The sequence below is a fragment of the Spartinivicinus poritis genome, assembly GCF_028858535.1.
GTDB classification, from domain to species: domain Bacteria; phylum Pseudomonadota; class Gammaproteobacteria; order Pseudomonadales; family Zooshikellaceae; genus Spartinivicinus; species Spartinivicinus poritis.
In genome coordinates this window covers 1-12,145 of the sequence record NZ_JAPMOU010000084.1, presented here as the reverse complement: position 1 = coordinate 12,145, position 12,145 = coordinate 1, and the positions used below count along the sequence as shown (strand labels likewise).

Below are 12,145 nucleotides of genomic sequence, written 5' to 3'. Positions count from 1 at the left end.
AAATCCTCTCATAACAGTGGATTATACACATGATGCTGTATTATTGAACCTAGAAATGATTCGCGACTGGTATAGTATACAGTAAGATCAACCATGAGTAAGAATAGTAAAAGAAGACGAGACAAGAAGAAAGCACAAAAACAAAGAATTAAAAGTAAAGCAAAAAGTCAAAAAAAATATAATGATACAAATAAAAAAACTTGTAGTATAGAACCCCATATACTACAAAAAATCATGGAGCATCAAAGACAGAAAGCCGAATACGCACGCAGATATGGTGAGTTAAAAGAACCCATTATTGCAAACTTTAAAGACTACAAAATAGTAGTTGTTGGAAATAAGGTTCACCATGATAAAGAATGGAGAACGTTTCCTGATTTTCTATTTGATTACTTAATAAAAAAACTTACTCCTGAGTGGGGCAATTCAGAACTCCAAAAGCCTGAGAAAGATAAACATCAAATAATAAGCTTATATCAAAAGCTATGTTTATGGCAAGAAAAACAGCCTAAAGACAGTGATGGAATATATAAAGCATATTCGACAGGAACTGTAGCTTCGTACTATCAATTAGCATATGATATTTACGCACTTGAACACCATATGAAACTACAAAAGGAAGTAATAGCTAGACTAAAATTAAAAAATAACTACCAAGGTGCAAGATATGAATTAACCGTAGCTGCAACCTTTATTCGAGCGGGGTTTACGATTGAGTATGAAGATGAAACAGATAATTCAATAAAACACCCTGAGTTTATCGCAACCCATAAAAAAACAGGAATAGTTGTATCAGTAGAAGCAAAAAGCCGCCACAGACCTGGCATACAAGGGCATCTTGGCGAACCAAAAGTAGTTGTTAAAGCAAATATAAAACGCATATTACATAATGCTTTAAGTAAGCCTACCAACTATCCATATTTAATTTTTATTGATCTTAATATGCAACCAATAAGAGGCAATATTTTTAAGTCTGATGTTTTTACAGAAATCCTAAAAACTTTGGAAAAAAAAGAGGATTCTCCTGAGTACCAAGATGGCTTTCCTGCTACTGCATGTATATTTACAAACTATCCACATCATTATGCAGATGATGAGGAGCTTGATCCAGAAAAGTCATGGTTAACTATTACAACCAAAAATCCAAAATTTCCATTCCCAAACATAGATATTATTCATTCTATTAACACGGCTTTAAAGCAGTATGGGTATATACCAAATGAATTTCCTCAAGATACATAAATCACCTTGATACTCTTGTAGTGTAATAAGTCAATATCAACTCTTGCTACTCTATCACTTTTATCTACTATACTACTTAAGCAACAACCAACTGCCGCATGTAGAATGAAACATCTATTACCCCTAGCCCTGCTAACCATCGTTCAACCAACCTTAGCAGAACTACACACCCCGCACTGCTATAAAGCCTGTCCTGAAAGTGAAATTATTGTATTCAGAAAAATATGAAGCCCTTCTTTATTAAAAAAGGGCTACTATATTTTTTTAAATATTAGTTGAACTTAGCTTTTAACTCCACTCCACTGAAAGGTTTTTTAGCACTAGCTACAACATGATAATATGATCCCTTTATTGGATTTTGTATTATGATTTCTTCATTATTTACTGGGTTTGCTGACTTAAAATCAAACTTTGTTTGATTTGGCCAACCATTGTTACTGTGGCTTACATAAAGATCAGCATTACCTATGCCTTCTTTCAGTTTTATAGTTAGTTTTTCAGCATCATGAGGAACATATATATAGTAGGGTAACATATCATTTGAAGTTAGGTTTTTTTTCGAATTACAAGATTGTAACTCGTCATTTCTAGAGGATTGCTGCTTACATTTTGATTTTTTTGATGAATTGATAATAACAACAGCTCTCTCTGGCTTACTTTTATTTCCTTTACTATCTGTAGCCGTGATTTCAAAAATTAATTTTATATTGCTACCAATTGTTTTATCTGATTTTACTTTAAAAAATTTACGATCATCACTACTTATTGGATCATACTCTATTGATAAGCCTGAGCTTTCAATCAGTTCCCATTTATATGAAATTAGTCCATTATTAGTATTTCTTTGCTTTAGTTTGGCATGAACGACAAGTAGATCATTTGAACTGTAGTAAGCCGTTTCAAAAGGCTCTAAAATTGGAGATTTTGGAACAGGCTTTATTACTAATTTTATTTTTACAGGAGTACTTCTTGCGTTAAATGAGTCTATTGCTATAACTTCATAATATTTTTCAATGCTTCTAATTTCACCTTCTACCTCTCTATAGGGGATATATGTATTAAAAGTACTTTTTTTAGTTCCTAACTTACTATCATCACTTTCAAAAACTAAAGACCTAAAACCATCTTCTTTTATCTCATACCACTTATAGGATAAATGATCATTGTCAGCATCAAATCCTTTTACAGATAATTCAACATCTGATAAGGTTGAATCTGCAGTAACTGTTACTTCGTTTTTTACTGCCTCAAGCTTTGGCTTACTATTATAATTTCTACAATTAATAGAAGAGTTTTCATTAGCTCCAATCAAAAGTGGAAAGTATTGCTTTTTATTAAATTGAATACCATCAACTGTTCCTTTGTAATTAAACTCAACAATAACTTTTTCCCCGCACTCTACAGACTCTGAAATTTTCAACTTTATCGGCAAACTGTGATCTTTTAATTCTTTAGGAGAAATACTTCCATACATAGCTTGGTTGTTAATAAAAGTCGCGTTATTTGATACTTGTGCATAACCATATATATTTTCAGCAACTTTATTATCGGTTGTATTTCTTAATGATATGTACAATTCTATTTCATCACCAGGTAAAATTACATTAATGTTTTCGATTGGATATTTGATAATTAGTGTGCTTTTAATATCTGGCTGAATTTCTAGAATATTATGCCGGATAAAATTTTCTTGAAATACTTTTGCATGAGGTCCTTCTGGGTAAAGTAAATTTGCTGTCTTTACAATAGACTGAGCAGCTTGACGAAGAGATGTATAGTAACCTAACCCCATATGCCCTTCAATCACAACTTTATCGACTTCTTCAACAGGTATTCCTTTTTCTACCAATGACTTCAAACTATTTACTAAAGGTGTAGCCCAAAGCTCTTCAGAATAAAAATCACCATTGATTCTTTGATGTGCATTATATCTTTTAGATCTATCATACTGTATATGTAATTTACGAAAGTCTCTATTTATCTTCATCCATTTAAAAGGGGAAAGTAACTTATATACATTTTTATTAGCCTTTAGATAATATGAAGCAGCCCAAAAATCAGAAAACCCTTCGTGTATGGCTCCCCAATCACTTGGCATAGATGTTGGTGCTAATCTCTTTACATGACTTACTGCATCTGATAGAATCGCGTGTCCATATTCATGTATAATAACTTGTGGAGATTCAGCAAAATTAATACCTGTCTTTGGTTGTATTCCAAAACGAATTGCATTATCCGCGGCTGAATATCCAGCATTATTCCCTACTTCAGCATGAGTATCAACTTTTATTGGTCTGTTTTGTATTCCTTTATTACCAATATAGCCCAGCGATTGTAAATAACGTTGAGACTGATCAATATGGTAGAATGCATTAGCTTCAACAAATGCTTTACTATCCCTTTCATACAGCCAATCTCCAGTTAACGATGAGGTTGGCTTTAGGCCTTTTAGTGGAGATAATTTAGTTATTTCAACCCATTTATTTTTTAAATAATATAAGTTATTTATTTTAGTTATAGAAGGTAGTGTTACTACAGAATATGCATTCTTCACCTCAGGAGAATTATGATTTATATTACTATTCTTTAATTTTGTTGGTGGGTCAAACTTAAATATTTTTGCCCTGCCATTAGTTAATTCTGCTTTCTCATTGGTGACAGTTGTCTCAGTAGGAATTAAAACTCCAGCTTTATAGGGATTTTCCAAATCTGTAGTGTCTAGATATCTTCCATTACTAGGTACTTTTATAGTCTTAAGTATTACTCCATCTCTTTGTCTAATATAAGTACTCCAGCTTTCTCCACTTTTGTTATTTAATACTAATAACTTATACACTAAAATCAAATTGTTTTTGTGTAAAAAAATAGTTAATTCAGGTTTTGTTATTTTTAATTGTTTTTGCTTTATATCGAAATGTTTAACTGCTTTATTGATTACCTCCTCAGAGGAAATTCCAGAAGCACTTTCTGGTTGATAATTGTATTTATTTATGTTAATAAGTTTTTTATACCCTTTTATTGCATTTCTTGTTTGGTTATCAACTGATATGATTACATAGCTTCCCTCAATTGGAATATCATTGATCACTTGTGCATAAGTATAATGTGTAGCAAGCAAGCTCGACTTGTTGTTAATTAACTTGATACTGGTCCCAAGTAACTGGTGAGCCAGCTTGTTTTTCAACCAAGTTGTTACACCTTCAGGTGTGTTATGGATAAACTCATTATCACTTATTTCAATATTATTTTCATTCTTAATATCTAAATTTACTGTTTGGCTAACTGTATATTGACTAGCTAATAACAAAGAGAATACTGTTATCGTAGATAATGACTTTTTAAAGTTGCACTCTTTTAGTAAAAACCACCTTTTCATTAAAAGTACCTTATAAATATAAAAGCTAATAAATGAGTTTTTCTGAGATAGCAAGAAATATGATATTTGAACTATATATGGTTGTTTAAACCCTACCTTCTGCCTACCAATCAATCCTCTACCAGAGAGGATATTATATATACATTTTACTGTTTGATTGTCATAATAATGTAAAATTATTAAAGCTAACCCATAAAATCCAGAAAGTACTCAGACGCAATAACTCAAAATTTCTCGTTAAATTCTTAGCACAATCTATTATTTAAATTAGGAGAAAACTTTGATTAATAGGTGATAATAATAGCTAACCAAAACACTTATTTTGGATGTTAACATTTGTTTAGAATAACAACATTAAATGCTTTGCAAATAAGAGAATAAGCGGTTACTTCCAATTCAAAGTAACCGGTATGCGAGGGAAGACATACATGTCTCTCTAAAAAATAAGAATTTATAATTATTGTTGGTACGCTAAAGAACTAACTACTTTATTTTATCAAGTGTCAACTCTAAAGTTTGCTTGCATTGAGAGGCAACATTTCGCAATTGTAATTTTTCGCTTCTCAGCAACTGATTCTCTTCTGCTAGATAGTACACAATACTGTATAGCTCCATGAGAGGTATATTCTGATATCCCTGTGATCTAATAAAGCTGAGAATTACTTTATTAGTTTCAGTTGAGTTCATAAGCTTCGACAACCAGGGTTCATTTTGCTGCATTGTTGATCCTTTTCCTAACTGTAAAAATGAATTTAAAGTGTGGTTACAACGCAGTGACTTTAAAGCTTAATTATATCTTAGCGTTAGGGGAAATACAGCAGTTTATTTAAGAGTATTTATAACTTTTTTTTCAAGAAAATAATTTCGGAAATTATTAAATTTAACCTGTTTTTACCAAGTTTAACTTGATTTTACATCACCCTATATAATCAATAGTTATAAGCTTGCATTAACTTCTAAATTAGCTTTATCTGATATTTGATTGGCGAGAGAACTTATGCTTATGACTTGCTTCATTCTGAATAAGATTTGTATTCGCTTGCCTCTGTATTCGGTTGATTCTTTCCGGTGAGAAGTAAAGCAAAATAGAGTAGGGGAGGTGTAGTATTATTCGACTAGATAGGACTGACTTGGTTGGCTATAATTTAACCACGACAAGTGTTACCTATCCTGAAACCCCAGAATGTCTGCAATATGCCCCCTGTAGCCCAGGATTCATAAGGGGGTATAATGGCTATAACGGGTGTAAGATAAACAGGAATTTTTCTAATGAAATCAATAAGTTATACTAGACCATAGGATCGATATGGGGTTGTGGGGGTCGGAGGTTCGAATCCTCTCACTCCGACCATTTTTCTTCTTAAAATTCAATCACTTACATCCTATCTACAATTAAGAATCATTCTTCTTTAAGCAAAATTAAGCAAACTCTTAAGTGATTTTGGCCTGTTTTTATACATCATAGGCAGTATAGTGATGTTGTATGCTAGTAGATCACCTTTACTTATCTTTACATTCACATGACAATTCTTACTGTGTATTAGTTACATTCATGCAACCAAAAATCATTACTAAAGTACAAAGTTAAATAAGCACACTAAGCTACTTCTATATGATTGGGCATAATTTTTCATCAAGATGACATAATCCTCCATCTTTTAGGTGGTCGTTAAGTATATAGTTCTTTAGTTGATTTCAAACTAGTTAATTTAAATAATTACTTATTTCTAAATCGGTAAGTTTTTTGATGTGTAAAAATTTAGATGGAAATTTTGAAAGGAATAAATTTAATATGGAATTTATTATTGAACGATTAATTGAAGATGTAAATTTTAAAGAAAATGGTATGATAAAAGCTGAGTTGAAATCATTAGAAATACAAGGAAAGTTAAAGGGAGGGGTTACAATAGACTGGGCTCTATTTATGATTCAAGCAGTGATAATAACGGCAAGAAAATCTTTGAATGATGGTCAGTTAGATTTATATGATGTTAAAAATTTGGCCTTACATAATATTCAGTCAATGATAATGTCTTGCCCATATACTAATAAGTACTATTGTTTTATTGATGAATAAAGACAGATATTGATTTATAGTGATTGTGTATAATGAATCAATTTGACTTAAGTTTGGCTCCTTGATTGAGACTTGTCCGTAAGTCTCAAGTAGTGTCTTGTAAGTTAATATCTAGCTCTGCTGATACATTAGTTGTAGTAGCTAAAACTTAGCCCTCTCAGGATTCAAGCTTTTCCATGAACTTTGATCTTAGCTCTTGATTGTATGCCAACTTGATTAGAGGGTTGCTCATCATCTTATTAATTTTATTAATAGCAAAACGCTTATCCGATTTTTTTGCATAAGGAATTAATCTATAGGCTTCATTAACGCGGCCACCAACAAATAAGAACTTAAAACAATCAGAAATTATCAATTCAGCTACAAATTTGACATTATTGTGATTGCTATTTAGTAAAGGAAATACCTTTTCTACTATCTTGCAAACAGTATCTAACATCTCTTTATCGTTCGAATACTCTTTAATGCTATCATTTGTATCGGAAAAAAATGTATCGTTTATAAATGTCAGTCCAATATAGCCAGTTTCAGGGTCATCAGGTAAATTCATCTTAATAGCCATTTCACCTAAATTATCTAAACTAATATGTATACCATTAAATTCCTGACACTTTCTTAACTTGCAAAACTCATCGAAAGATAGGCCTAAGTCCATTGCAAGTTCTCGATCATCTTCTTCTTGGTAGTTGGGGCTTATTTCTTCAATGGAGCTTTCTTCTTCCACCTCGTCTGTGTTTTCTACCCCATTTTCCAAGTTGAATTTATTAAAATTACTATTTTCAAATTGATCAGATAAAATATCTGACCACTCAACTTTATCTTTATGGCACTTTAAAACAACTGAGAAAAACTCAGCTAAAGTGTCAGCTATAACGTAAGAGGGTGAGCTTTCCCCTGCACCTGAAATTATTTGACCTACTTTACCAACTGAAGAAGGGTCCATATCAATAAAATAACCATGCTGTCCTAATGAATCATATCCTATCGGTATCCACATTTTATTCATGTCACTATGCTTTAATCTAATATCTTCAACACCCATTGAATCATCAGACTTATATTCTTCCGCAAGCTCAAGCCCTTCCTTATAAGCTGTTATAATGCCATCTATACAAGTATTTAGATAAGTTTCCCAACCGGGGTCTTGCTCATCGCTTTCCTCTTCTTCATCTTTTTCAAAAAAGCTACCCCCAAGCCAAATACAATGAGTACTTTCCTGAGGGTATGAAAAAGTTAAAAAATCTCTAAGTTCAGAGCCAATTGAATACCCCAATTTAGATTCTAATTCTTGTATTTCTTTTTTTGTGCACCCTTTTTTTCCTGGCGTACTTAAATCAATTTCAACTCCCTGATCAGCAAGCTCATTATAAAACTTCATAAGCTTCATATAGGCTTCAGTTACTTTACTCACGAGCAGCCTCCGTTAGGTCTGGTTTGGATACAACTGATCATTTCAGTATAAACTTTTTTTAGCTCAATATTGAAGATAGAATTAGTCGTGACAGTGGTTGCTCTGGAGGCTTTTAGTTATCTTTATCTGAGCTATTTAGTCTCTTGTAGATCGATGTTCAATTCTGCTGATACATTGGTCCATCGTTCTGAGTGACCTTCCAATAGTAGTTGGTCATATACTCTTCAGTATGCCCCATCAGCCTTCTGATAGTGCTTTTGCCATAGCCTGCTTTTTCATAGAGATAACCACCCAATGATCGTATTTCGTGAAAAGTAGGGCACTCTCTGGCTTTTTGCCCCTTAAATAAATTAGTTTTATCTCGCACTTCTGAGAATGCCCGGTTCAGATAGTCTCGTTTAACAGCAGTCCAGTGATCATTATGGCGGTGGCTACTTGGTTTCCGGTCGACAATGTAGGGGCTGCGAATACCACTTTCACTTGCCCGTTTACTAATGGTACCTAACTCTTAGCCAATGTTGATGGGACAGGTAGTCTGATTCACGATGCTTTTCTGTCTTCTACTGTACAACAAACAGGTGATTATCTTTAATATCCTCGAATTTAATTTTTACAACTAAAAAAAAGCAAAGCGCTATCTATGAAAGTAGTTCAGGTAATTATACGTCATTTGAGTTATCTGGTAATAAGGTGTCTATTGATGGTTTTACTGAAAGCTATATAGAAGCAGGGTTTGGTCTTCCATTCATTCGCCAACTTAGAGCTTTAGAATACTGCTCAGTAAAAGAATTTAGTGGAGATATCAAAATTCCAGATTATTTCAAAGTAGAAAGCATTTGCGGATATACAAGCTATGAAGAGCTGGCTGCAGTTGGTAATACTTTTTGCCTCATCTCCCTCCATACGAGTTTGATCCTGCACTTGAAGCAGAGCCAATAGATTTTTCTGTAGATGGATTAAATCATGAGATTTTTCGAAACTCATACGAACTACCATTTTGAAATGGTAGAGTAGGCTAGGTGTAGAGTCAGATTAACTATAAACTTAGTTGAAAACCCTGTCAGATGACAGGGTTTATTTCGTTTATGAGTTTACTTTTGATTATCTTTAATGAACTTAGAAAGAAGTGTTGATAACTTATAGGAATTATAACATCCAAGTTCAATATCCATAATTTCATAAGATGTGTCATTTCTTTGGATAAAAAGCTTATCGGTGCATCTTTTATTGGTTAGTATTGAGTTAAAGCTAACTGTCACTCTATAGATGATGTTATCGATCTTTTTTATCTCTTCAATGATTACCTTAGAGGTTTCACTGAATGGCATACTCCTAAATAGGAGTGTGTCAACTAAAGCAGGTTTTAAATCTGGATGCTCTTGAGTAAAGTTTTCTTGTTGCTTTCTAGCTTGATCAAAAAGAACTCTTAGGCTTTTACTAAGGTAAGGCTTAATTTCATCTTCGGATTGTATGCCTAAGGTATTAGGTAAGTTGGATTCATAAAAATTATTTATGAACATATCCAGGCTAACACTAGGGTTTGAGCAATGTCCCAAAAGCATGATTAAAATCAAAGAGTATATACTGCTCTTCATACAACACTCTACTTTATAATAGTAAACTCAAGCAAGCATGAACTTGGGTTTTAAAAGTCACTGTTACTTGTAAAGTATTTACCGCGAAATGAAAATAACCAAGCTTGTCGTTCACTGCTCAGACTCCCCTAATGATCAAGGCATCTCAGCCAAAGATATTCACCTATGGCATCTTGAAAGAGGTTAGTCAGGAATTGACTACCATAAAGTTATTAAGCGCGATGGCACGATCTAAAATGGCCGGCCTGAATATTGGGTCGATGAACATGCTAACGGTCGCAGTAGCCATAGTTTAAGTATTTGTTTGGTAGGTTGAGATCAGTTTACTGATGCTCAGCTTGATAGCTTAGATAAAGTGATTATCGGCTGGAATATTAAATATCAGATGCTGAAGTGGTTGGGCATTGTAAATTAGAATCTAAAAAGACCTGTCCTAACTTTGATGTAAAAAGATGGTGGAAAATAGTTTTAGATAGTTAGGATAAACTTAATGGTGTTTAAAAGGCTATATAGAATTAAAGCTTTGTTACAAACTGTTTCATAATTTACATATACTTTCAGTCTCGTATGACTTGATACTGAGTTGTAAACAATGACATAAATCAAGTACGGGTGAACAAGAATGAAAAAATTATTAATTGCTATGAGTATGGTACTAATTGCTCATGTTCCTAATGCAATATCAAATGAATGCTGTGAAATATTAACAGTTGATGACAATTTTTTTCGTCAATTAGAGAAGTCTATTAATAGTCTACAAAGACCTCGTTTCAGCGACAAAAGCCTAAAACAAAATACAGCTCAAGTTGATAAAGCTCTTGAAAAAGTAGCTAAATTAAAAGGTGTTACTCTTGAGTGGAAAAGTCCTAGTGAAACTGATATCGAACTTTTTCCCCAAGGAAAAGATATTGGTGTAATTGCACAGGATGTAGAAAAAGTGTTTCCTGAGCTGGTTCATAATGTCAAGGTTACAGATAAGAATGATGCTGAAGTAACACTTAAAGAAGTAAACTATGCAGGATTAGTTAGTGTTTTAATCGAAGCAATGAAAGAACTGAAAAAAGAAAACGAAGCATTTCGTCTGCAGTTAGGACTTTAAACTCATTACAATCTGATTCCACTCCTAAAAAAGCCAAGGCTAATCAGTCTTGGCTTTTTTATACCCATGAAACTGATATCAATAGATACTATAGCCAGCACCATTGTTTCTGGCCTGGATTGGGGTGGTTATGTGTTGGTTTGTTAGCTGATGCTTGGATACTACGTGATTTTATAGTGATTGGTTTATCCCTGGCTAATCGCCCTGATGTGGTAGCCATGCTACCTACAATTGAAACCAGTGAATTAATAGCACTTGTCTTGAGCCTATTGGGTCTTGATGCTCAGCAAACTGCCGAAAAAATTAAAGGTGTTGCTCGACAATGATAATGGTTAGCCCAATGGTAATTGAAAAAATTATATCAAATGCCCCCTATGTAGCCAGTGCAGCCACCGTGATTGCTGGTCTAACACTCAAAGACTGGGGTGTCATTATCGGTATTATTCTGACCACGATTACTGTTGTTGTGAATTGGGTGTACAAACATCGGCAGGATAAGTGAGAAGCGGTATTGTGTTATCAGAAGATCAATGGCTTATCCGAATCCAGTGATAAGTAGAAGCATGATTAACTAGTTAAATAATATGGTGAATGTGATGTTCAGATTAGATTGCTCTGCTCGATCAAATTGATTTTCAAGTCGATTATTGATGTTATGCTCGCGATATAAATTAGAGTTTGATTTAGAACGGTTGCTGGCACCATTGAACTCAAAGAATATATTACTATCCTTTTCTTTTGCTTCTAATGTCTCACCTGTAAAAATTTCAACCGATTTGGCTTTACTTTTTAGGTCTGAGGATAACGTCAAAGGGCTGATAAAAATAGCCATAAACAAAGTGCATAAAATGCTAGCTTTCATAACTATTTCCTTACTGCTGGGATACTTAAGGAAGGGGTTTTGTAAATGACCGTATTTGCTCATTCGCGAACGCCATAGTAATTATAGTTCGTAAGTAAGTCAACATAATCTAAATTAGTAAAAAGCACATGAAAATCATCCTGTTATTATAGAATTTCTTGTGTTAGTAGATATTTAATATAACTTAATTTCTTTTTAGTCTAATTGTTATAACTTTTTCCACTCTCTAGTCTGCTGGACCTTCCTTAAAACTACAAAGAAGACGTTTAATAATGAATAGCATAATTTCTTTCGAATTTAATCATTCATCTATCTGTGTTATTGATAAAATTGGTGAGCCTTGGCTTGTAGCCAAAGATATTGCTGATGTTTTGCAGTTTTCAGAAGCCAGTGTAATGACTCGTCATATATAGCCAAAGCGAATGGTTTTTAGGGGCGGCCGTCGAGTGATGAAGCCCTATGAGTTTATGTTTTTATAAATGA

12 protein-coding genes are annotated in these 12,145 nt (G+C 33.3%); 7 read left to right on the top strand and 5 right to left on the bottom strand.

Annotation, left to right across the window (positions count from 1 at the left end; genetic code table 11):
* The first annotated feature begins 93 nt into the window (after nt 1-93).
* Nucleotides 94-1,242: a hypothetical protein gene (locus ORQ98_RS27730; RefSeq protein WP_274692081.1), complete on the top strand. Its 1,149-nt coding sequence runs from the start codon at nt 94-96 to the stop codon at nt 1,240-1,242.
* A 271-nt stretch (nt 1,243-1,513) separates the two neighbouring features.
* Here ORQ98_RS27730 and ORQ98_RS27725 read toward each other — a convergent pair whose 3' ends face one another.
* The gene (locus ORQ98_RS27725) at nt 1,514-4,618 is read right to left on the bottom strand and encodes a hypothetical protein (protein WP_274692080.1); all 3,105 of its coding nucleotides are present in this window, start codon (nt 4,616-4,618) and stop codon (nt 1,514-1,516) included.
* Nucleotides 4,619-6,410: 1,792 nt separating this feature from the next.
* On the opposite strand from ORQ98_RS27725, the gene ORQ98_RS27720 reads away from it, so the two are divergent.
* Complete coding sequence (locus ORQ98_RS27720; RefSeq protein ID WP_274692079.1) at nt 6,411-6,695, top strand: hypothetical protein; 285 nt, start codon at nt 6,411-6,413, stop codon at nt 6,693-6,695.
* Between the two features lie 157 nt (nt 6,696-6,852).
* On the opposite strand, the gene ORQ98_RS27715 is transcribed toward ORQ98_RS27720, so the two are convergent.
* Together ORQ98_RS27715 and ORQ98_RS27710 are read right to left on the bottom strand one after the other, a co-directional pair.
* Nucleotides 6,853-8,106: an SMI1/KNR4 family protein gene (locus ORQ98_RS27715; RefSeq protein ID WP_274692078.1), complete on the bottom strand. Its 1,254-nt coding sequence runs from the start codon at nt 8,104-8,106 to the stop codon at nt 6,853-6,855.
* Between the two features lie 157 nt (nt 8,107-8,263).
* Entirely contained in the window at nt 8,264-8,473 is a 210-nt protein-coding gene (locus ORQ98_RS27710) for a site-specific integrase (RefSeq protein WP_274692077.1), read from the bottom strand.
* Nucleotides 8,474-8,796: 323 nt separating this feature from the next.
* Here ORQ98_RS27710 and ORQ98_RS27705 point away from each other — a divergent pair, with 323 nt between their 5' ends.
* Entirely contained in the window at nt 8,797-9,045 is a 249-nt protein-coding gene (locus tag ORQ98_RS27705; protein WP_274692076.1) for a hypothetical protein, read from the top strand.
* Between the two features lie 152 nt (nt 9,046-9,197).
* Here the strand turns inward: ORQ98_RS27705 and ORQ98_RS27700 are convergent, their stop codons facing one another.
* Nucleotides 9,198-9,701, bottom strand: coding sequence for a hypothetical protein (locus ORQ98_RS27700; protein WP_274692075.1), 504 nt, complete (start codon nt 9,699-9,701; stop codon nt 9,198-9,200).
* Nucleotides 9,702-10,323: 622 nt separating this feature from the next.
* Between ORQ98_RS27700 and ORQ98_RS27695 the strand changes: the two genes are divergently transcribed.
* From ORQ98_RS27695 to ORQ98_RS27685, 3 genes are all read left to right on the top strand, one after another.
* Nucleotides 10,324-10,800, top strand: a complete 477-nt coding sequence (locus tag ORQ98_RS27695; RefSeq protein ID WP_274692074.1) for a tail fiber domain-containing protein — start codon at nt 10,324-10,326, stop codon at nt 10,798-10,800.
* A gap of 119 nt (nt 10,801-10,919) precedes the next feature.
* Complete coding sequence (locus ORQ98_RS27690) at nt 10,920-11,126, top strand: hypothetical protein (RefSeq protein ID WP_274692073.1); 207 nt, start codon at nt 10,920-10,922, stop codon at nt 11,124-11,126.
* Complete coding sequence (locus tag ORQ98_RS27685; RefSeq protein ID WP_274692072.1) at nt 11,123-11,302, top strand: HP1 family phage holin; 180 nt, start codon at nt 11,123-11,125, stop codon at nt 11,300-11,302. The genes ORQ98_RS27690 and ORQ98_RS27685 overlap by 4 nt, the downstream gene beginning before the upstream one ends.
* 69 nt (nt 11,303-11,371) lie before the next feature.
* Here ORQ98_RS27685 and ORQ98_RS27680 read toward each other — a convergent pair whose 3' ends face one another.
* Nucleotides 11,372-11,662, bottom strand: coding sequence for a hypothetical protein (locus ORQ98_RS27680; protein ID WP_274692071.1), 291 nt, complete (start codon nt 11,660-11,662; stop codon nt 11,372-11,374).
* A gap of 272 nt (nt 11,663-11,934) precedes the next feature.
* On the opposite strand from ORQ98_RS27680, the gene ORQ98_RS27675 reads away from it, so the two are divergent.
* Nucleotides 11,935-12,075, top strand: coding sequence for a BRO-N domain-containing protein (locus tag ORQ98_RS27675; protein ID WP_274692070.1), 141 nt, complete (start codon nt 11,935-11,937; stop codon nt 12,073-12,075).
* Nucleotides 12,076-12,145: the final 70 nt, after the last annotated feature.

Coding starts and splice junctions, on each gene's coding strand:
- ORQ98_RS27730 (WP_274692081.1), top strand. CDS start 94: ATGAGTAAGAATAGTAAAAGAAGACGAGACAAGAAGAAAGCACAAAAA.
- ORQ98_RS27725 (WP_274692080.1), bottom strand. CDS start 4,618: ATGAAAAGGTGGTTTTTACTAAAAGAGTGCAACTTTAAAAAGTCATTA.
- ORQ98_RS27720 (WP_274692079.1), top strand. CDS start 6,411: ATGGAATTTATTATTGAACGATTAATTGAAGATGTAAATTTTAAAGAA.
- ORQ98_RS27700 (WP_274692075.1), bottom strand. CDS start 9,701: ATGAAGAGCAGTATATACTCTTTGATTTTAATCATGCTTTTGGGACAT.
- ORQ98_RS27695 (WP_274692074.1), top strand. CDS start 10,324: ATGAAAAAATTATTAATTGCTATGAGTATGGTACTAATTGCTCATGTT.
- ORQ98_RS27685 (WP_274692072.1), top strand. CDS start 11,123: ATGATAATGGTTAGCCCAATGGTAATTGAAAAAATTATATCAAATGCC.
- ORQ98_RS27680 (WP_274692071.1), bottom strand. CDS start 11,662: ATGAAAGCTAGCATTTTATGCACTTTGTTTATGGCTATTTTTATCAGC.
- ORQ98_RS27675 (WP_274692070.1), top strand. CDS start 11,935: ATGAATAGCATAATTTCTTTCGAATTTAATCATTCATCTATCTGTGTT.